We start from the raw sequence: 20,540 nt of genomic DNA on the forward strand, positions 1-20,540 counted from the left end.
TCATGGCGGACCACGGCAGACGTCGGTTCCTCACCTATCTGGTCGCGGCACCGACCCTGGCGGTGGCCACGCGTTTCGGACTCGAAGGCGTCGCCCCGTCCACGGCCCACGCCGTCGTACCGACTCCGCCCGCCCCGGCCGACCTGGTCGACCTCGGGGATGTCCTGATCCTGGCCGGAGCGCCGACGGCCGGCATGCTGGTCCTGCGTATCGGTGAGGACGGCCTGGTGCGGTTCCGGCTGCCCCGGGAGGAGGTCGGTCAGGGGCTGACGACGGCCGTAGCCATGCTGGTGGCCGAGGAGCTGGACGTACCGCCGACCCGGATACGGGTCGAACTCGACGATGCCCGGCCGGAGTTGCTGTTCAACCAGCTGACCGGCAGCTCCAACTCGATCCGCTCGCTGTACGACCCCGTTCGGCACACTGCCGCGGCCGCCCGGGCGCGTATGGTCGCGGCCGCCGCCGAGCGGTGGGGCATGCCGGCCCGCGGGCTGACGACCCGTGACGGCGCCGTCGTCGCGCCGGACGGGCGCACCGCAGGGTACGGGTCCCTCGCCACCGCGGCCGCGAGCCCGGCCCTCGGCGTACTGACCGCTACCCCCAAGCCGGAGTCCGCCCACACCCTGGTGGGCACCCCGGTCTCCCGGATCGACGCACGGGCGATGGTGACAGGCAGGCAGGAGTACACCCTCGACATCGAGGTTCCGGGCGCCAAGCCGTGCATGGTGCGCCGGCCCCCGACCCTCGGCGGCACCGTGAAGGCGGTGCGCAACGAGGCCGCCGTCCGTGCCATGCCCGGCGTCATCGACGTCGTCGTCATCCCCACCGGCGTGGCCGTCGTCGCCGAGACCTTCGGTCAGGCCCTGGACGGCAAGAACGCCCTCGACGTCGTCTGGGGCGCGGGCACGGTCGACACCCTCTCCGACGACGGCATCCGCTCCCGGCTCCGGGCGGCGACCGCCCCGCTGGTGGTGCCCCCGCTGCTCACGGCGCACCTCGACGCCGAGTTCGACTTCGCGTTCGTCAGCCACGCACCCATGGAGACCAACTCCGCCGTCGCCGACGTACGGACGGACCGGGCCACGGTCTGGTCCGGACTGAAGTCCCCCATAGTGGCCCAGCAGACCATCGCGGCAGCTGTCGGGCTCCCGGTGGACAAGGTCACCGTGCATGTGGTGCAGGCCGGTGGATCGTTCGGCCGGCGGCTGTTCTTCGACGCGGCGCTCGAGGCCGCCCTGGTGTCCAAGGCCAGCGGGCGGCCGGTGCGGCTGATGTGGTCCCGGATCGACGACACGCGGCACGGTCGGATGCGCCCCGCCACCCACCACAAGATCCGCGCCACCTACGCGCTGGGCCAGGTGCTGTCCTTCGAACACCGGGTGGCCGCCGTGGAGACCGACTTCAGGCACGGCCTGGGGGAGATCCTCACCGCGACCGCGGCAAGTCTGCCGCCGGGCATCGGCAACGCCGGCTTCGCGCAGACGCTGTTCCTGACGACGGTGAAGTCGCCGTACCACTTCGGCCTGACCACGCAGGTACTCACCGAGGTGCCGCTGAAGATGCCCACCGCGTCCTGGCGTTCGGTGTACTCGGCGAACACCCGTGGGGCGGAGGAGATCGTCGTCGACGAGCTGGCCGCGAAGCTGGGCAAGGACCCGGTGGCGTTCCGGCGCGCCTTCCTCAAGACCGCCGCGCAGCGTGCCGTGCTGGACAAGGTGGCCTCGGAGGGGGGCTGGGGGCGGGACATGCCGGCCGGTTGCGCCCAGGGTGTCGGCTTCCACGAGGAGTACAAGTCACGCACGGCCTGCCTCGTCGAGATCGACGCGCGGGACCCGGGGCATACGCGCGTCACCAAGGCGGTGATCGCCGTCGACGTCGGCCGGCCGGTCAATCCGCGCGGGCTGGAGGCGCAGTTGCTCGGCGGGCTGACCGACGCCATCTCCACTACCCTCCGGGCAGGGCTGCACATCGACAAAGGACTTCCTCTGGAGGGGAGTTACTCGCAATTCCACTACGCCCGGCAGAAGGACTCGCCACCCGAGGTCCGGATCTTCGTGCTGCCCGCCACCGGTGAGCCGGGCGGCGCGGGCGAGCTGGGTGTGCCTGCGGCGGTCGGTGCGATCGCGAACGCGTACGCCCGGGCGACCGGCACCCGGCCCCGCCGGTTCCCGGTCGACTTCGACGTCGACTTCACTCCGTTCCCGCGCTAGGAGCCCCTCTGTGCCGTCCCACACCTTCACCGTCAACGGGCAGTCCGTCACCGTCGACGCGCCCGACGACCTGCCCCTGCTGTGGGTCCTGCGTGACCTGCTCGGCATCCGCGGGCCCAAGTACGGCTGCGGCATTGACGTCTGCAAGGCCTGCACCAGCCACTTGGACGGCGAGGCGGTACGGCCGTGTGTCGTGCCGGTCTCCGAGGCGGCCGGCCGTGACGTCACCACCATCGAGGGCCTCGCCGACGGCGAGCGTCTGCACCCCGTGCAGGAGGCATGGCTGGAGCAGGACGTGGCCCAGTGCGGCTTCTGCCAGCCCGGCCAGATCATGGCCGCGGTGGCGCTGCTGAAACGTACGAAGAACCCGACGGACGCGGACATCGACGCGATCGCGAACGTCTGCCGCTGCGGCACTTACTTCCGTATCCGCGAGGCGATCCGGAGCGCGGCCGAGAAGATGCGCTGACCGGCGCCGAATTGTAAAGGATCCGAGATTCTGAGAGCGCTCTCAGTTACATCTCTTGACGCCTCCCGCGGACCTGGGAACAGTGGTGCGCACCGCAGGAGGCGTCCCCCGGCACCCGCTGTCTCCTGCGCCCCCCACACCACCGGGAGACTTCGTGATATCGCGCAGAGCGTTACTGACCGGCACGGCCGCCGCCGCGACCGCCCTCACCTACCCCGCCTGGGGCAGCGCCCTCAGCCCGCACGCGACGGCGGCGCCCCCCACCTGTGAACTTGCCCTGGAGAACAAGTCGTTGCCGGGCAACGTCAACGCGTACGTCACCGGCCACGAGCAGGGGTCCGGCCGCTGGGTACTGCTGCGGGCAAACGGCGGCGTCTACCGGCCGGAATCACCCGCGCAGCCCCAGACACCCCTCCCGGTCGACTGCGCCATCCCCTTGCGCGCCGCGGGCGCGGGGCCGGTCGTACTGACCCTGCCCCAGATGTTCGGCGCCCGCGTCTACTTTGTCCGCGACGGCAAACTCGACTTCTTCCTCAACCCGGGCCCCTCCCTGGTCGAGCCGGCATTCGCCACCCCCGCCGACCCCAACTACGGCCGCACCTGGTCGTTCTGCGAGTTCACCTTCAACCCGCAGCAGCTGTACGCCAACATCAGCTACGTCGACCTGGTCACCGCCCTCCCCATCGGACTGACCCTCCAGGGAGACGCCACACACACCGTCGCGCCGCTGCCCGCGGGCGCCCTGCAGAGGATCGCCGACGGGCTGGTGAGCCAGTCCGCCCGCGACGGAAAGCCCTGGGACAAGCTGGTGCTCCGCGGCCCGAACGGGGCCGTACTGCGGGTGATCTCACCCCAGAACCTCATGGCCCCGTACTTCGACCGCCCGGACCAGATGCCCTTCCGCGACTCCTGGAACAGCTATATCAACCAGGTCTGGAACAAGTACCGCACCACGGACCTGCGCATCGACCTCCAGGGCGGCCGTGGCGTCCTGCGCGGCCGCGTCAGCGGGGACACGCTCACCTTCACCGGCGGGCACAGCTTCCCGAAGCCCACCTCGAAGGACATCTTCACCTGCAACCACGGCCCGTTCGCCAACAACCCGGGCGACCCGGACGACAAGAAGGCTTTGCTGGCCCGGCTCGCCGCCGGCTTCAACCGCAGCACCCTGCTCACCCACCCCGACCAGCCGAACGGGGCCACTACCGCCGACTACTACCGCGATCCGGTCACCAATCACTTCTCGCGTGTGCTCCACGCCAACACGCCGATCGGGTACGCCTTCCCGTACGACGACGTACGACCGGACGGACAGCCCGACGTGTCCGGCGCCGCCCACGACGGCAATCCGCGCCGGTTCACCGTGCGTGTCGGTTCCTGACCGACGTACGCCCGCGCCGGGCGCGCCGCCCCTCAGGCGGACGCCCGGCGCACCAGGCGGGTCGGCGTGATGATGGCGGACGCGAGGCCCGGGGCAGGCTCGTCCCTGTCGCGAGGAGCAAGCCGCAGCAGCAGCTGCCGCGCCATCAGCCGGCCCATGTCCTCTATGTCCTGACGCACCGTCGTCAGCGGGGGATCGGTCTGCTCGGCCACCGGCAGCATGTCGTCGAACCCGACTACCGCGACATCGTCCGGAACCCGGCGCCCGTACTCGCGCAGGACGCGCAGCGCACCGGAGGCCATCAGATCCGACGCGGCGAACACCCCGTCGAGCTCGGGGCAGCGGTCCAGCAGTTCACGCATCGCCCGTCCCCCGCCGGCGGGTGTGAAGTCGCCCGTCGCGATCAGTCGCGGGTCCGCGTCGGCCAGCACGTCCCGGAAGCCGTCGAGCCGGTCGACCGCCGAGGTCTGGTCGAGGGGCCCGGTGATGTGGGCGATGCGTTCGCGGCCGAGCGAGAGCAGATGGCGTACGGCCTCACGCGCCCCGCCCCGGTTGTCGCAGTCGACATAGCGCGCCTCCTCGCCACCGTCGCCCACCTCGGGCCAACTGGGCCGGCCGCCGAATACGGTGGTGACACCGGCCCGGCGGATGATCACGGGCAGCGCGTCGTCGATGTGCAGGGAGAAGACGAGCGCGCCGTCCACATGGCCGCCCCCCAGATACCGGCCGACCCGCTCGTAGTCGGCGGGCCCCTCGACCAGGAGCAGCACCAGCTGCGCGTCGTGCGCGGTGAGTTCCTTGCTGATGCCCCGCAGCTGCTGGCCGAAGAAGGGGTCCGCGAACACCCGGGTCTCGGGCTCGGCGATCACGACGGCGACGGCGTTCTGGCGGCGCGTGACGAGGCTGCGGGCGGCCTGGTTCGGAACATAGCCGAGTTCCTCGACCACCTGCCGGACACGTTCGGCGACCGGGGCCCGTACCCCCGCGGCGCCGTTGACGACACGGGAGACCGTGGCACGCGAGACGCCGGCCCGCTCGGCCACGGCCTCCAGCGTGGGACGCGGATCGGCAGTCTGCTCGGACAACGGGCGCTCCTCCGGCGTGCAGGAGATGACGGATCGGTCTGCCGGCCAGCGTATAGGCATCGGCCGGGGGTCAGACCGGCTGTACTGAGGCGCGGATCGTGCGTCCCGGCTGGAGCGTGAGTCCTGTCCTGGGCGGGATGTCGTCAGGGCCGGTGTCCAGATGGAACCGCCGGGCGAGAGTGGCCAGCACGAGCACGGCCTCGACCATGGCGAACCTGGCCCCCAGGCAGGCACGGGAGCCTCCCCCGAAGGGGAACCAGGCGTGGTCGGGGACGGTGGGGGAGGCGCCGGGGTCCCACCGCTCCGGCCGGAACGCCTCGGGGTCAGGGAACCAGCGGGGGTCGCGGTGCGTGCTCCACTGGCTGGACCACAGCACGGTGCCTTCCCCGACGGGCCGTCCGCCCAGTGTCGAGCCTTCCTTGGCGATACCGGTCATGAGCCACACGGGCGGGTAGAGGCGCAAGGTCTCCTTGATCACCTGCTCGGTCCAGCGCAGCTGGGCCAGGTCGTCGAACCCCGGCGCGCGGTCCGCGAGCACCCGCTCGAGCTCCTCCGCCAGCCGGGCACGAGCACCGGGGTTGCGGGAGAGCAGATACCAGGCCCAGGTCAGTGTGGTGCCGGTGGTTTCATGGCCGCCTATGTAGAGGGTGACAGCCTCGTCCCGGACCTCCTTGTCGGTGAGCGGCAGGCCGTTCTCGTCGCGCGCGGCCAGCAGCCGGCTCAGCAGGTCGTCCCGCTCCTCCGTCATCCGGCGCCGCTGCCGCGTCACCCGCGCGACCTCACGGTCGATGACGTTGACAGCGGCCTTGAGGCGGCGGCGCCCGGGAGTGGGGATCCAGGCGGGGAGAAACAGTGTGAGGCCACGGAACTCGTCACCGATGGCGCGCTGGGCAACGTCCATGGCCGGCCCGATCGCGTCCTCGCGCCCCGCGGTGTCCCCGCCGAAGAGGGTGCGTACGGCGATGCGTTGAGTGAGTGCCAGCATCTCCCGCCGCACCTCGATGAGTTGACCGGACTGCCACCCCTGCGCCAGCTCGGTGGCACATTCGGTCATCGTCCGCGCGTACGAGCGGACCTGGCGCGGGCGCACGGCGGGCTGGACCAGGGCGCGTTTGCGGCGCCACGCCGGACCTTGCGAGGTGACGACGCCGTCGCCGAGTACGAGCTTGAAGGCCCAGCCGAGTTCGGGATGGCGGAAGACGGTCTCGATGCCGGTGAGGAGCTCACCGATGTGCTCGGGCCGGGAGAGGAAGAGGGCGCGCTGCGGTCCGAGCCGCCATTCGACCACGTCGCCACAGGCACGCAGCCGGGTGAAGAAGCCGAGCGGATCGCGGGCGAAGGCGGGCAGGTTGCCGAGGCCCGGCAGCCGGCGCGGACCGGGGACCGGCACGGCGACTTGAGGTGTTCCAGTGGTCATGGCCTCATCACATCGCGGAACCCCCGGCCCGTACCAGAGGGCGTCAGCCGCCGGTCCGTGGCAGCGCGCGGACGAGCTGCGAATGGATTTCGTATCTCGCTCCCACGATCGCCAGGTCACCGGCGGCCACCTTGCCGGCGAGGTCGGGCTCCGAGGCGAGGCGGGAGCGGACCAGTTCGACGTTCGCCGTGATGGTGGAGTCGATCCGTGCCTCCCCGTGCCGGCTGTGGTCTATCGCCGGCCATATCCGCGTCGGGTCGATCAGCTGCGCGAGGGCGGCGCCTCCTCGGACGACAGCGGCACGGTGAGGACGCATGCGTCAGGGGCGTTGGCGTCGTAGAAGCCGAGGAAGTGGCGGCCGTCGTTGTGGACGACCACGGAGATGTGCCGGCCGGTCTCGGTGGTGAAGTCGTACTGTGTGCCGTCTCCCGGCAGCGAGGTGCGACGCGTACCCATGACTGCCTCCGAGGCGGTCGGTCGGCCGCGGCCGAGCCTCCCTCGAGCAGCGCAGTGCCCGCGGCTTGACCGGCTCGTGGCAGTACGCGAAGTGCCCGCCCGCGAAGGACTTTTGTTTGACCGCGCCCGCCGCGGCTACACGGGAGATGTCAGCCCGCAGCGCGCGGGGTCGTTCACCGGAAGGCCTGTCATGTCCACCGGCGTCATCATCATCCTGGTCGTCGTCGCGGTGCTCATTCTCGCTCTGGTCGCCGCACGGCCCCTCGCGGCCGGCCGTCGCGGCCCAGGCGGCCGTGACCTGCGCCGCCACTTCGGACCCGAGTATGAGCGGGCCGTTGCCCAGCACGACGGCGACACGAAGGCGGCCGAGAAGGATCTCGGCGAGCGGCTGCGCCTTCATCAGGGCCTGGAGGTACGGCCGTTGACGACCGAGGCGCACACCCAGTACGTCGCCGCGTGGGCGGGCATCCAGGAAAAGTTCGTCGACTCGCCCGCACACGCGGTGGCCGACGCGGACCGCTTGCTCGTCCGCCTCGCGCGTGACCGCGGCTTCCCGGACGACGAGCACGACGCGCGCGTGGCCGCGCTCTCCGTGCACCACCCGCACCAGGTCGACGGCTTCCGGCAGATCCACGCGGCTGCCCGCCGGGCCTCCGAGGGACAGGCGGGGACGGAGGAGCTGCGCGAGACCCTGGTCCGAGCCCGCGCCCTCTTCGAGGAGCTGGCCGCCGACCCCACGGCCGCCGGGAACGGCCGCCGCGCGGTCGGCGCCGGGTCCAGGGCCGCGACCACTGCCGACGAGTCAGCTGCCGGGTCCGCGGACAGGGTCGAAACCGGCCGGCGCGGCACCCCGTGGGCCGGGTTGCGTCGCCGCGACACCAGCCGGGGGAGCGCGTCGTGACGCTCAGGACGCTTCGACGGCTGCCTTGATCCGCCGGCCGAAGGCGGCGGCGTCCTTGCGCGCCGCCCCGAGAGCCAGGCCGGCGATGAGCTTGCCCACGCCGTGGCCCTCCAGGACGTTGAAGATTCTCAGGCGGGTTGTGCCCTCGCCGGTCGAGTCGAGGTCGTAGCCGCCCTCACGAGCGGTCACAAGGTTTTTGGAGATCTCGGTCCAGCGGATTCGGCGGGGCGGCTCGAACTCGCTGATCCTGAACTCCCTCCGGGTCTTCATCCCGGCGTCCTTGACCGTGCTGGCGTAGACCGTGCCCACCGTGGTCGGCCCGTCCGTCGTCTTCGCGATCTCCAGCACCCTGGGGCTGAACTTCGGATCGTTCTCGCCGTCGGCGAGGAAGGCGAAGACCTCTCCGATCGGTCGGTTGATCTCGACCGTCGCCTCGAACCGACTGGACATCATCTCTCCTCTGATCGGACCCGCACCCCGGGGGCGCGGGTCCGGTCATCATTCCAGAACGCGTCCCGAAACTCTTGGTAACCGTCGTGTGGCGCGCGCTGGTGTGATGCCGGCAAGGTGCCCCTCTCACCCTGCGTGCCGGAATCCATCACGCCTGACCCGCCGCGCTCCATGCCCCACCCCCTGCTCGCGCAGTCGTGACGCGACCTCGCCTTCCTGCACTGGACCGCAGATCCGGCGGACGTGGCTCCGCTGCTGCCGGCCGGGACCGTCCCGGACACCCTGGCTGCCGGAGCAGGCCGGCGCGGCGGTCAGCGTGCTCTACTCGCCCGGGCTCCTCGCCGGCTCCGGGCGGCCTGTGCGGCGGTGACGCGTCCCTGCGGTCGGGCGTGCCCGGCGGGCCCCTGTGGGCGACGACACGCCGGTCCGGCAGGTCAGATGATGGGCGGTCCGGGTGAAGGGGCCCGTGGACCTGGGGTTAACACCGTTCACCCGGGCAGGCTGCGGTGATGGACAACGAGCCGCAGCCCGAGGGCGCCCATCCGGTACTCCTGTACGTGGACACGCTTCGTGCGCGTATGTCCGCCGAGGAGTTCGGACTGCTGATGAGGATGATCCGCCCGACCCTGGCCGCCATCTCCGCACACGAGACCGGGACGATCGACATCGACCTGGGCGACGACGATGCCAAGGTGACACCGGCCCTCAGAGACGAAGTGGCCACCGTGATCACGATTGCGCTGACCGGAAGGATGGACCAGCAGTTCGTCCAGGTCGACGTCGACGACGCGGGGCATCCCGTCCGCGCCATGGTGGATGCCGAGACCGCCGGCGACCCCGCCAAACTCGAAGAACTGCGCGAGTGGGCACGCAGCCGCCGCGCGGAGGACAGCGCACTGCGCGGAATCGCGGAGGCCAGCGGACTGAACGAGGAAGAGTCGTGAAAGTGCCTTTCGGATCAGCGCGAGGCCGACAGGATCCGAGCGAGAGACCCTAGTCCACCGGGCGGGCCTGTACCGCGGCCGGGAGTTGCTGGTGGCCGCCGCTGGCGATCATCCGCACCTCCGAGCGGTCGCTGATCTCCGCCTGAACGATTCCGGTGTCGTCGACGTAAACGGGATGCCCGCCCGGCCCCGTCCGGTCGCTCCGGTGCACGACCACCAGATCCTCGCCGGCCGAGCCCGGACGGTCCGCGCCTCCGAACACCAGTTCATAGTCCTTTGCCTGTCCCATGACTGCTCCCTCGTCGCGTTGGGTCCCGTTTGATCGTAAGACTGTTCGGGCGAAATGGTGCATCCGGCATGTTCTCGCCGCTCTGGGAGGGGGTCTATGAGGTGTCCGCCCAGCGCGCCGCGAGTAGGAGTGCGATGTCGTCGGGCCGGTCGGTCGCCTGCCGGGCCTCACGGATCAACCGGTCGGCGATTTCGGTGAGCGTGGCCGAGCGGACGCTCGCGAGCGTTCTGCGCAGCCGGTCGATCCCCTCGTCGATGTCGGTGCACGCCTCCTCCACCAGCCCGTCCGTGAAGAGGGCCAGTACCGCGCCCGGCTCGAGCCGCAGCTCGGTAATGGGATACGACGCCTCGGCGGCCACGCCCAGCACGACGCCGCCGGTCAGGTCCAGCACCTCGGCCTTGCCGTCGGGATGGCACAGCAGGGGCTGGGGGTGCCCCGCCCGTACGGCCTGCGCGGCGCCGGTCGCCGGGTCCAGAACGACGTAGCAGCAACTGGCGATCTGACCCGGATCCAGGTCGATGAGCAGCCGGTTGGTGCCGCCCATCACCTGCTGTGGACCGAGCCCGGCAAGCGCGAAGGCGCGCACGGCGCTGCGGAGTTGGCCCATGGTGGCGGCGGCTGACACTCCGTGACCCTGCACGTCGCCGATGACGAGGGCCAGCCCCGTGCCCGTGTCGACGACGTCGTACCAGTCGCCTCCTACGTCCATGCCCTGGGTGCCGGGGAGATACCGCCCCACGGTGTCCACATGGTCGAATACGGGCAGCCGGTGCGGCAGCAGGGCGTCCTGCAGACCGCGGGCCAGCGCCGCTTCCGTGTCGTAACGCCGGGCCCGCTCCAGAGCCTGCCCGATGAGACCGGCGAGGGCGGTGAGGACCGCGCGCTCCTCGGGGCTGAAGTTGCGCGGCCTGTCGAAGCCGAGGATGCACGAGCCGACGGGGCGCCCGGAGGCGATCAGGGGCAGGAACGCCCTGGCCCCGACATGGGCGTCCAGGGGGATTCCGGGGTACGCGGCGGCCAGGTGTTCCATGGACTCGAAGAAGAGGGGGTTCCCGGTGGTGAGAGTCTCGACGCCGGGCAGCCGGGCATCGAGCGCGACGCCGTCGAAGCGGTCGAGGAAGCCCTTCGGGAAACCCGTCTCCCAGGCCAGGTAGAGGTGCCGCTCGCTCAGCACGTATATGGCCAGCTGCCGGCCGCCGAAAGCGGGCAACAGCTCCTCCGTGACCACCGCGGACACCTGACGTGCGGTGACGGCCTCCGTCAGGGCGATGGCCAGGGCGACCGGCCGGTACAGCGCCGCAGCCCGGTCGGCCGACGAGTCCAGCCCGGGCCCCGCACTCTCGACGGACCCCGTCGGGTGGCCGGGCTGTTCCGCAGCCGTCACCGTGGCGGTCAGGCCGTCGTGGCCCGGATAGAGCGACACCGACAGCCACGCCTCCGGCCGGCGGCGGGCCAGGAAGTGGACGGGGTCGTGGGAGATCAGCGCCGCCCGGAAGTGGTCCTCGTAGGCGGGGAGGACGAACCAGGGCAGGGCATCCCACAGCACGCGTCCCATCAGCTCGGGCCGGGTCTGCCCGAGCAGACAGGCCGCACTGTGGTTGACGTAGGTGACGCGCCCGAGGCGGTCGAGGGAGAAGATGCCCTCCGGCAGCCGGTCCGGTGCCTCGGCGGCGATCGGCCCGGCGCCCAGGTCCACGAGGTGACCGGTCAGCCGGCGGCCCGGACCGCCGCCCGGCGGCGCGCGGCGGCACGAGAGCACCACCGGGCGGGCATGGCCGTCCGGACCGAGCAGGCGGATCCGGCGCGCCACCGGCCGGAGGGACTCGGCCGCCTGCCGGGCGACGGTCCACAGTCCGTACACATCCTCCGGCGCCACCTGCGACGACATGGTCCCGATGGTGCACGGGAAGCCCGACGGGTCGATGGAGAGGATCGCGCAGAGATCGTCGTCGCCGGTCAGAGCGCCGCTGTCGACATCCCAGTCGAAGTGGCCCATCCGGACCGGCTGGGCGGTCGCCGCGGGCATCTGCACCAGAACCGGTTCGCCGTCCCATTCGACGGTCGTGCCGTCCGCGGAGAGTTCCACGAGTGCGGCACCGAGTCGTTTCGCGCCGTGGTCCAGCCGGCGCCGGTCGCCGTGGTCGACCGGGATACCGGGCGTGGCCGGGCGCAGCACCACCAGCACGCCGAACTTGTCGCGGTCGCTGCGCACCGGGGCGTACAGCGAACCGAAGGGGAACGGCAGGCCGGCCATGAGCTGGGGGAACCGCCGCATGGCCTCCTGGGCGTCGGCGAGGTGGACGGCGTGCCCCGAGCGGTAGGCCTCGGCCACCGGGAACGGCCTGTTGATGTGCATGCGCCACCACGGACGGAACAGCGGCCCGGGCAGTCCCACGAGTACCGCGAGCCTGAGCAGACCGGGGGTCCCGGAGCGCAGGTAGACGCCGCCGGAGCTGCCTCCGACGGCATGAATCGCCTGTACGGCGGCTTGTGCGAGCACCAGGCCGAGTTCGTCCGGAACTCGGCCGCTGCTGTTGGCTGTCCCGGGCGCCGTCCCGCTCTCCGGCGGCGAGGTGCGACGCCCGGCAGCGCCGTACAGGGTCACACAGCCAGGATGCTCCAGAGCGACCGTGCCGCGCACCTCAGAAGGCCGGGGCGGAGCTGCGGGAGGATCAGCGGGCTCCGAACGCCTGCGTCCACCACGGTCCGCCGGAGCCCCGGTGGATACCGATTCCCACTTCTTCGAAGGAACAATTGAGGATGTTGGCCCGGTGGCCGGGGCTGTCCATCCACGCGTCCATCACCTGGGCCGGACTCCGCTGGCCCCGGGCGATGTTCTCGCCGTACGTACTCCACTCGTAGCCGGCCGCGGTGATGCGCTCACCGGGGTCGACCCCGTCGGGGTTGGTGTGGTCGAAGAAGTCACGGGCCGCCATGTCCTTGGAGTGGCGCAGAGCGGCCTTTTTCAACCGCTTGTTGGATCTCACCGGCCCGCAGCCCTTCTTGGCCCGCTCCTTGTTGATCAGGGCGATGACCTTCTGGACCGTGCCCGGCTTCGAGCCACCCTTGTCTTCCGGGGACACCGCGCGCTCCGCGGTCGTGGCCGGAGTGGGGCTCGGCGAGGGCTTCTCCCGCGTGGGCGACTTCACCGGCTTCTTGACCGGCGCCACCGCGGGGCTCGGGGAAGCGGTGGCTGTCGCCGACGGAGTGCCGGTGCTCGCGGGAGCCGCTGAGGCGAACTCCGACGCGGATGCCGCCTGTGCCCGTTCCGTGTCGGCGTCGCCCGTGGAGAGCCGGACGACCCCCGCCGCGCCGACGACCACGACGATTCCCGCCGCCGCCGCGCTCACCCGGCGCCGACGGCGCAGGCGATGGCGGCGGCCGCTCCTCGATTCGGGTCCGCGCCCGCCCCCCGTGCCGCCGCCGGGCGAGCCGATCGCAGCCACCAGGTCGGCATTGAGACCCGCGCCGCCGCCCGTACCGCGCAGCAGGGAAGCGGTCGCGGGGATCAGAGCGAGACCGGCGAGCAGCCCTTCGGCCGGAACCAGACCGCTCCAGTGTCCGGAGCAGACGGCGCACTGCCGGGCATGTCGGGCCAACCGCTTGCGCCAGAGCGCCGAGGGTACGCCGTCCCAGGCCGCGAGCACCGGCCTCAGCTCCGCGCACAGCGGCGCCGAGGACAGGGCGCGCACCACCACGCGGGCCGACTCCAGTTGGGCCTTCATCCGCTGGACCCGCACTGCGGTGTGCTGGGGGGTGAGTTCCAGGGCGGCGGCCACCTCCGCGCGCGTGAGTTCGCCCCCGGCCTCCAGCCACCACAGCGACAGCAGTGCGTGGTCGTCGGGGTCGAGCCAGCGGGTGGCCTCGGCCGCTTCCCGTCGCTGGCCGGACAGACCGAGTTGCACGATGGTCAGGTCGACGAAGTCGGCGCCCGGGTCGGCGACGTCGTGGGCGTCCTGCAGTCCACCGGTCGGCGGCGCCGACCGGTGCGTGTGCCAGTGGCGGCGGATCTGGTTCATGGTGATGGCCACCAGCCAGGACCGGAAGCTTTCCGGCGTCCGCAGCGCGGGCAGCCCGTCGAGCGCGCGCAGCATGGTCTCCTGAACCACGTCGTCGACATCCGCGTGACCGTTCAGCGCCCGGCCGACGATGTTGTACACCAACGGTAGATAGGCGGCGACGAGCTCGTCCTGCGCCCGCTGGTCACCGGTCTGCGCCGCACTCACCAGTGCGGCCCCGTGGTCACTGTTCATGTCCTGCCCACCCTGTTTCCTCGGCCCGAGCCGACTGCCTCCAACACTTGGGAGATCGTCCGGCCCTCGTCCGCTAACAGAAAAAGATGCGGTTCGAACGGGGGAGCGGCCGACGTGCGCTCTGTTCGGAACACAGACCCTAACGGGTCGTACCGGCCATGGCCGGTACGACGAGCGGTTGTTCAGCCCAGATGATTTTTCCATCGGCGATGTACCGGGTCCCCCAGCGTTCGGCGAACTGGGCTACAAGGAACAGCCCCCGGCCCCCTTCGTCCAGCGTTGCCGCCCGGCGCAGGTGTGGCGAAGTACTGCTGGCGTCGGAGACCTCGCACACGAGGACGTCGCTGAGCAGGAGCCGTACCCCGATGGGCGCGGCGCCGTACCGGATGGCGTTGGTGATCAGTTCGCTCAGGATGAGTTCGGTGGTGAAGGCAAGCTCGTCCAGGCCCCATACGGCAAGACGGCGGGTGACGTCGGACCGTACGGCTGCGACGGCGGCCGGGTCGGACTCAACGCTCCAGTGGGCGACCCGGTCGGAGTCCAGCACCCGGGTGCGGGCGACGAGCAGCGCGATGTCGTCCTGGCCGCGCGAGGGGGCCAGGGCGTCGAACACGGCCTGGCACATCTCCCGCGGCGGCCGCTGCCCGAGAGCCGGTTCCCGCAGGGCGTGGCGCAGGAGTTCCATTCCCTCGTCGATGTCCCGGCCGCGTTCTTCGATGAGCCCGTCCGTGTAGAGGACCAGGCTGCTGCCCGCCGGCAGCAGGAGCTCGCTCACCTCGAAGGGCATGTTCCCGGCGCCGAGTGGCGGACCCGCCGGGACGTCGGGGAAGTCGACCGAGCCGTCGGGGCGGGCGAGCGCGGGACCGGGATGGCCCGCGCGGGCCAGCGTGCAGTGTCCCGAGGCGGATTCGTAGACGGCGTACAGGCACGTGGCGCCGGTGACCTGCCGGCTCTCGTCCTCCGCTGCGTCGACCTCGTCCATCGCCGTGACGAGGTCGTTGAGATGCCCGAGGAGTTCGTCCGGGGGCAGGTCGAGCGAGGAGAAGTTGTGCACTGCCGTGCGCAGCCTGCCCATGGTGACGGCGGCATGGAGGCCGTGGCCGACGACGTCGCCGATGACCAGGGCGACCCTGGCTCCCGGCAGCGGAATGACGTCGAACCAGTCGCCGCCCACCCCGGCCTGCGCGGGCACATAGCGGTGGTCGACCTCCAGAGCGCCGTTCTGCGGCAAGGTGTGGGGGAGCAGGCTCCGCTGGAGTGTGACGGCCGTGGTGTGCTCGCGCGTGAAGCGGCGGGCGTTGTCGATACTCAGTGCCGCGCGCATGGCCAGTTCCTCGGCGAACGACAGATCCTCCGTCTCGAAGGGGTCGGACTCCTCGGCCCGCCAGAAGTTGACCATGCCGAGGACGATGCCGCGCGCTGTCAGCGGCACTGTGAGCAGCGAACGGAACCCGTCCTCCAGGGCGCTCTGCGCCCCGGGCGGGTCCTGCGCCCGCCAGCCCTGCGCGATGGTCAGATCCGCCTCGAGCACCGCGCGTCCGGAGTCCAGCCCCGCCGCCATCGGCGTACCCGGAGCTACATCGATCAGGGTGCCGGCCGGGTCGAGCGCGGAGATCTCCCGGGTGCCTCGCACCGCGGTGCGCCGCATACGGCGGGCCGTTCCGACCGGCTCCTCACCCTGCAGTACGGGCACCAGCAGCTCCACCGTGACGAACCCGGCGAACCGGGGCACCGCCACCTCGGCCAGTTCCTCAGCCGTCCGCACCACGTCGAGAGTCGTACCGACCTGGAGACCGGCGTCGTACAACAGCTTGAGCCGCTCCCGTGCCACCTCGGCGCGTCCGGCCAGCGCGCGCAGTTCGGTGGAGTCCCGTAGCGTCACCACGCTGCCCCCGATCCCGCCGTGGGGCTCGGTGAGCCGCACATTGACCGCCAGCAGCCGGTCTCCGGCCAGATGCACCGCGTCGGTCACGGCGGTGCCGCGGGCCAGTAGCGCGGCGGTCTCCGGCGCGAGCCCGAGGTCCTGTACGGGACGCTGCTCGGCGCCCGCCGGCAGGTCCAGCAGCCGTCGCGCCTCGTCGTTGGCCATCAGCAGCACGCCGTCGGCCCCGACGATGATCACGCCTTCCCGGACGGCGTGCAGCACGGCCTCGTTGTGCTCGTACATACGAGTCATCTCGGCGGGCCCCAGGCCGTGGGTCTGGCGCCGCAGGCGGCTGCTGACGACGGCGGCTCCGGCGGTGGCCACGGCCAGCGCGGCGGCGGTGACACCGAAGAGAAGCGGCATCTGGCGATCCAGGACGTCCGCGACGTTTCCGATCTTGATGCCGGCTCCGACCAGACCGACGACGGAACCGTTGGACTCGGTCACCGGGACGATCGCCCGCACGGCGTCGTTGGGATCGCCTTTGTAGACCTCCGTGAAGGACTCGCCGGCCACCGCCCGCCCGAGGTCGCCCTCCGCCCGCTCGCCGATCAACTCCGGCACGGAGTCGGTGTACCGGATCCCCTCCGTGGACATCACCGCGATGAAGTCGACGTTCGAGCCCCTGCGGGCTCCCTCGGCGAGTGACTGCAGTTCGGCGGTGGGATCGGGCGACTGCAGGGCTTCCACGAGGCCGGGAGCGTGAGCGAACGACTCGGCAGCGGCCAGTGAACGGTTCCGGGCGTCCCGCTCGCTGTCCGACCGGGACTGCAGTACCAGCGCGACGGTCGCGGCGACGACGAGCAGCACCACCAGCACCACCTGAAGGCCGAACACCTGGGCGGCGACACTGCGCCGCAGACCCCAGCGGGCTGGGTGAAGCTCAAAACGCCTGAAAAGCTCCATCACCTCTTATTTCTAGCACCGCCTTGCTCCGCGCCGTGCCGTGGCACCCTGGGCGTCGTACCGTGGAGAAACCGAGACGCGAGGAGGCTCCCATGCCCGAGGCTGACGGAGGACCCACGCCCGACAGCGTGCTGCACACCGGGTCGGAGCACCCGGTGGATCCGGAAGACCTGGTGATGCTCTCCGGTCGGGAACCGACTCCGGAGCTGCTGGAGAAGGCCCGCGAGGCCCTGGAGAAGGACGGCCCTGCGGCAGTCGAAAGGTATCTGCCTTAAGACCGGGCCGTTGCGCCTCCGCTAGCGCAGCAGGGCGAAGGTGGCCCCGGCCACCAGCGCCCCGAGTGCGGTGCCTGCGACGACTTGGGCCGGGGTGTGGTCGCGGAGCGCGATCCGCGACCATCCGACGATGGCCACCACCGGGTAGAGGGCCAGCATCCAGGGGCTGTAGGTGAGCGCGAGGATGGCGACGCTGCCCGACGAGACCGCGGCGTGCACCGAGACCTTCCAAGCCGCGGTGATCACCATGAGAACCACCAGGGTGGCCACCATGGCCGCGATGAGCGCGACCATCGCCGAAGGCGCCCCCAGGATCCTCATCAGCAGCGTTCCGGTGACTACGGAGCAGATGATGAAGACCATGACCACCAGGCGCTGCTGTTTGACGCCGAGGTGACGGTCGGCCCAGGTGCCGCGACGGATGCCGAACTTGATGAACAGCACAGGGATCACGGCGGCGAAGGTGGCGCCGAAGAGCCCCCAGCCGATCCCCACGAGACCGTCCACGCGCCAGCCGACGAGAAGGGTCAGTGCGATGATCCAGTTCTTCGGTTCGAGGCCGTCCGTGACGATCCGGGCGGTACGCGACTCGGCCGCGGGGGCCTCGCCGGTCGCTGAGGTGTCGGTGGTCGTGGTCACTGGGGTGCTGTCTCCTGGTGGGACGGTTCCTGAAGAGGTATCTGCTGCCCGCGTGTGTCCTGCGCGGACATGAGACGCGGGGACGCGGACGGGTGCGAGGTGTCCGGGCCGGCGACGGCGAATTGCCGTACGACGTCTCCCCGGCGCGCGGTCTCGATCTGCCAGAGCCACCGGGCCTCGGCGTCCAGGTCGAGTTCGTCGCCCGCCGCGGTGTCCCGCCGCTGCACGTCGGTGAGTGGTGCGTGGCCGGCGACCTTGGCGCGGCGGGCTGCCTCGACCCAGCAGGCATCGGCGGCAGCAGGGTGCTTCGTAGCCGCCTCGGCGCGGTCGCGCAGTTCGGCGGACGCGTAGGGCTGGAGCGCGAGGATCGCGTCGCGGATCTCGACGACCCTGCGGTGCAGACGCATCTGGAGCTCCCGGCGGCGCAGTTCCTCGCCCAGCACCACTTCGGGGACCGCCGCCGTGAGGTCCGTCCACAGCGGGGCCAGCCGCCTGAAGTACAGCCAGTGCCGGCCCGTCCGCCAGGCCACGCCCATGGCCGGCACGGAGCTGCCGATCAGAATCAGGCCGATGGCGAGGTGCTTCATCGTGTCGGTGAGGGTGCTGACCCCGGCGTCGCTGCCGGCGTCGACGACGTCGGCGAGCCGGAGGAGCAGGTACACCGCCCGGGTCAGCGAGTACGCGACGCCCGCCGCCGTGCCGGTGCCGAGCAGGCGCAGGCCGGTGCGCAGCCAGCCGGCGCGGGCGTGCCGACTGGACCCCCAGAACAGCCAGGTGGCCGAGGCCATCGCGGTGCCCAGGTAGGTGAACCAGACCATCAGGTAGACCGTGGCGGTCCCGGAGCCGGCGCTGCTCTCGAAGAATTCCTCGGCCTCGGTCTCCCGGGGCATGAAGGCGAACAGAACGGTCAGCGCGACCATGGTGGCGGCCGCGGCGCACAGGCGCAGCCGGGCCCCGTTGCGGCCTTCGGGACGCGTGATCACGTACACGAATTCCAGTACGGCGGCCGCGGCGGTGATACCCAGGAAGTGCTTGAGCAGGGTGGAGAGGTTGTTCACGCCGGTACCGCTGTCGATGGCATGCATCACCTCCGGCCGCCGCAGCGTCATGGACAGTGTCAGCGCGGCGAAGGCGGCCCACAGCGTGCGCTGCTTGGAGGAGCGCAGCGCGGAGGGGCCGCGCCACAGCGCGACCAGCCACAGAAGGATCAGGACAGCGTTTTCCACGGGCACACTCACGGACGGGAGTTGCGGATGGGGTGGCCAAGGGCGTCGTTGAGCCGGTCCAGGACATCGGCGGCCTGGCCGGAAGTGGTCGGGGCCTCGTCGGTGAGTACCCGGTCGCTGAGAATCGTCGCCAGGAGTTCCGCGTCCTTCTCCTCACCGTCGCTGTAGCTGGTGCGGCCGAGGATGTGAAGCACCTGCTCGAGGTCGAGGTCGAGGTCGAGGTCGTCGTCCTCGTCGAGGTTCTCGGTCGAGGCGTTCTCGGTCCCGGGGTTTCCGGTTCCGGCGCCCTCCCCCAAGAGCCTGCCGGCGTAAGCGGGCTGCTCGGCGTCCGGAGCTCCGTGCCCCAGGAGCAAGTGCGCGAGTTCGTGCAGCACGATCTGCAATTTGTGCAGGGCGCTGGTCGCGGGCTCGTAGAAGATCAGGTCCGCGGTGCTGGTGGCGACCCAGACCCCGCACGGCATGCTGCCGTCCGGAGCGCCTTCGAGGGCGACCAAACGCAGAGGGCGGCCGCGCTGAGCGGCGATACGGGCGCAAAGGACGTCGAGATCGAAAGGTCGCGGAATGTCGAGGGTGGCGGCGACTGCCTCACAGCGGGCGCGGCGGCGCGTCTTGTACATGCATTCCTCGCTGGCCGATGCGCAGTCCCGCTCCGTCCCCTTCGAAGCCTGTCGCGAATGAAATCCCCGGCTCGGATCCTAGGTGACGGAACAGCTGTTCCTCAAGGCGGGGTGCCCCGACTGCCGCTGCTTTTCGGTCAATTGACAAATCTGCACATAAGGCCCGAACGGCACTGGTGGTGGCGGAAATCGGGGACCGCTGGAGATCGCCGCCCCAGAGGTGCCGCCCGAACAGGGTCTATAACGGTCTAGAACTCGTCGCGCTGCCCGGAGGCCGGCGTTCCGCCGGGGGACTCGGGGAGGCCTTCGAGCTTGCGCGCCTGGTCGATCACGCCGCGGATGGCGCGCAGGCTGCCGACGGACAGGCCGTTCATCCGTACCGCGACGTCGCGAACGTCACCGTTCTCCAGGACTTCCGCCAGCTCCCGCTGGGCGCGGGTCAGTTCGACGCGTTCTTTGATCTTCGCGAGCTTGGCGTCGACCCGGCTGGCGACGGCGTCGTCGAAGAAGTACGTCACCGGAACGCCGAAGAAGCCCGCGATCACGGTGAGCGTGCTCACCTTCGGATCGACGATCTCGCCCTTGCGAATCTTCTGGATGGTGGCGTGCGACACGGTGGGGCCGTCCGGCCCGGCCTTCTTCTTGATCCCCTCCGCGATCTCCATGTAGCTGAGCGGACCACGGTCATGGGGGTGGATGGTGCCGATCAGATGATCGAGCTTCTGTGCGATGGTGCGCCGGCTTGCCGGAGTCGCCCTGTTCACTCGATCCCCCTTGCGGCCGGCACTGCGGGTCGCCGACGGCGGCCGTGTTCTCTCGAAGTTTACGGGCGAGGATACCCACCCGGGCAACGTAAAGTCTGCTTGACAGAAGAGCGACCCGCTCGGCATATTGCCTGTGGCCCGTAAAATAAAGTTGATGGAGGCAGGGCGTACGTCACGGGGGTGCGTACGCCGTGCCGCCACGGGGGCGGGCCGGACGGGGGAAGCCGCGTGCCACCGGCACGCGGCGAAGTGGGGGGCGGCGCCCCGGGCACCCCCGTGCGCCGGGCGCCGGCGCAACCCCCCGCGGCGGCCGGGCAGAGATAGGTAGATCGGG

At 70.9% G+C, this 20,540-nt stretch carries 17 protein-coding genes and 3 pseudogenes; 7 read left to right on the forward strand and 13 right to left on the reverse strand.

The annotated features are described in order from the left end of the window. The first annotated feature begins 2 nt into the window (after positions 1-2). From AB0M62_RS15995 to AB0M62_RS16005, 3 genes are all read left to right on the forward strand, one after another. Positions 3-2,210, forward strand: a complete 2,208-nt coding sequence (locus tag AB0M62_RS15995) for a molybdopterin cofactor-binding domain-containing protein (protein WP_366074786.1) — start codon at positions 3-5, stop codon at positions 2,208-2,210. A gap of 10 nt (positions 2,211-2,220) precedes the next feature. Beyond that, the gene (locus tag AB0M62_RS16000) at positions 2,221-2,679 is read left to right on the forward strand and encodes a (2Fe-2S)-binding protein (protein WP_366074787.1); all 459 of its coding nucleotides are present in this window, start codon (positions 2,221-2,223) and stop codon (positions 2,677-2,679) included. Between the two features lie 154 nt (positions 2,680-2,833). Then, positions 2,834-4,060, forward strand: coding sequence for a glycoside hydrolase family 64 protein (locus tag AB0M62_RS16005; protein ID WP_366074788.1), 1,227 nt, complete (start codon positions 2,834-2,836; stop codon positions 4,058-4,060). A gap of 32 nt (positions 4,061-4,092) precedes the next feature. Here AB0M62_RS16005 and AB0M62_RS16010 read toward each other — a convergent pair whose 3' ends face one another. From AB0M62_RS16010 to AB0M62_RS16025, 4 genes and pseudogenes are all read right to left on the reverse strand, one after another. After that, on the reverse strand, positions 4,093-5,145 hold the full coding sequence (locus tag AB0M62_RS16010; RefSeq protein ID WP_366074789.1) for a LacI family DNA-binding transcriptional regulator: 1,053 nt from the start codon (positions 5,143-5,145) through the stop codon (positions 4,093-4,095). A gap of 70 nt (positions 5,146-5,215) precedes the next feature. Further along, complete coding sequence (locus tag AB0M62_RS16015) at positions 5,216-6,562, reverse strand: cytochrome P450 (RefSeq protein WP_366074790.1); 1,347 nt, start codon at positions 6,560-6,562, stop codon at positions 5,216-5,218. A gap of 43 nt (positions 6,563-6,605) precedes the next feature. After that, positions 6,606-6,812, reverse strand: a pseudogene (locus AB0M62_RS16020) (carbonic anhydrase); the annotation flags it as partial. A gap of 3 nt (positions 6,813-6,815) precedes the next feature. Further along, positions 6,816-7,018: pseudogene (locus AB0M62_RS16025) on the reverse strand (potassium transporter TrkA); the annotation flags it as partial. A gap of 190 nt (positions 7,019-7,208) precedes the next feature. Between AB0M62_RS16025 and AB0M62_RS16030 the strand changes: the two are divergent. After that, positions 7,209-7,919, forward strand: coding sequence for a hypothetical protein (locus AB0M62_RS16030; protein ID WP_366074791.1), 711 nt, complete (start codon positions 7,209-7,211; stop codon positions 7,917-7,919). Between the two features lie 3 nt (positions 7,920-7,922). Here AB0M62_RS16030 and AB0M62_RS16035 read toward each other — a convergent pair whose 3' ends face one another. Continuing rightward, positions 7,923-8,369: an SRPBCC family protein gene (locus AB0M62_RS16035; RefSeq protein ID WP_366074814.1), complete on the reverse strand. Its 447-nt coding sequence runs from the start codon at positions 8,367-8,369 to the stop codon at positions 7,923-7,925. A 171-nt stretch (positions 8,370-8,540) separates the two neighbouring features. Between AB0M62_RS16035 and AB0M62_RS16040 the strand changes: the two are divergent. Together AB0M62_RS16040 and AB0M62_RS16045 are read left to right on the forward strand one after the other, a co-directional pair. Continuing rightward, positions 8,541-8,651 (forward strand): annotated as a pseudogene (locus tag AB0M62_RS16040) (DUF2071 domain-containing protein); the annotation flags it as partial. Between the two features lie 227 nt (positions 8,652-8,878). Beyond that, the gene (locus AB0M62_RS16045; RefSeq protein ID WP_366074793.1) at positions 8,879-9,313 is read left to right on the forward strand and encodes a hypothetical protein; all 435 of its coding nucleotides are present in this window, start codon (positions 8,879-8,881) and stop codon (positions 9,311-9,313) included. A gap of 49 nt (positions 9,314-9,362) precedes the next feature. Here AB0M62_RS16045 and AB0M62_RS16050 read toward each other — a convergent pair whose 3' ends face one another. From AB0M62_RS16050 to AB0M62_RS16065, 4 genes are all read right to left on the reverse strand, one after another. After that, positions 9,363-9,602, reverse strand: coding sequence for a DUF6296 family protein (locus AB0M62_RS16050; RefSeq protein ID WP_366074794.1), 240 nt, complete (start codon positions 9,600-9,602; stop codon positions 9,363-9,365). Between the two features lie 94 nt (positions 9,603-9,696). Further along, complete coding sequence (locus AB0M62_RS16055; protein ID WP_366074795.1) at positions 9,697-12,243, reverse strand: SpoIIE family protein phosphatase; 2,547 nt, start codon at positions 12,241-12,243, stop codon at positions 9,697-9,699. Positions 12,244-12,274: 31 nt separating this feature from the next. Continuing rightward, positions 12,275-13,855, reverse strand: a complete 1,581-nt coding sequence (locus AB0M62_RS16060) for a sigma-70 family RNA polymerase sigma factor (RefSeq protein ID WP_366074796.1) — start codon at positions 13,853-13,855, stop codon at positions 12,275-12,277. 139 nt (positions 13,856-13,994) lie between these two features. Beyond that, a complete protein-coding gene (locus tag AB0M62_RS16065; protein ID WP_366074797.1) occupies positions 13,995-16,685 on the reverse strand; it encodes a SpoIIE family protein phosphatase in 2,691 nt (896 codons plus the stop codon). Between the two features lie 92 nt (positions 16,686-16,777). Between AB0M62_RS16065 and AB0M62_RS16070 the strand changes: the two genes are divergently transcribed. Beyond that, positions 16,778-16,960, forward strand: a complete 183-nt coding sequence (locus AB0M62_RS16070; RefSeq protein ID WP_366074798.1) for a hypothetical protein — start codon at positions 16,778-16,780, stop codon at positions 16,958-16,960. Positions 16,961-16,981: 21 nt separating this feature from the next. Here AB0M62_RS16070 and AB0M62_RS16075 read toward each other — a convergent pair whose 3' ends face one another. The 4 genes from AB0M62_RS16075 to AB0M62_RS16090 form a co-directional block, all read right to left on the reverse strand. Beyond that, entirely contained in the window at positions 16,982-17,599 is a 618-nt protein-coding gene (locus tag AB0M62_RS16075; protein WP_366074799.1) for a hypothetical protein, read from the reverse strand. After that, positions 17,596-18,825, reverse strand: coding sequence for an MAB_1171c family putative transporter (locus AB0M62_RS16080; protein ID WP_366074800.1), 1,230 nt, complete (start codon positions 18,823-18,825; stop codon positions 17,596-17,598). Before AB0M62_RS16080 ends, AB0M62_RS16075 begins: the two co-directional genes overlap by 4 nt. A gap of 8 nt (positions 18,826-18,833) precedes the next feature. Continuing rightward, positions 18,834-19,442, reverse strand: coding sequence for a hypothetical protein (locus AB0M62_RS16085; RefSeq protein ID WP_366074801.1), 609 nt, complete (start codon positions 19,440-19,442; stop codon positions 18,834-18,836). Positions 19,443-19,690: 248 nt separating this feature from the next. Next, positions 19,691-20,206: a helix-turn-helix domain-containing protein gene (locus AB0M62_RS16090; protein WP_366074802.1), complete on the reverse strand. Its 516-nt coding sequence runs from the start codon at positions 20,204-20,206 to the stop codon at positions 19,691-19,693. Positions 20,207-20,540: the final 334 nt, after the last annotated feature.

Source organism: Streptomyces sp. NPDC051219 (assembly GCF_040682335.1).
Classification (GTDB): Bacteria; Actinomycetota; Actinomycetes; order Streptomycetales; family Streptomycetaceae; genus Streptomyces.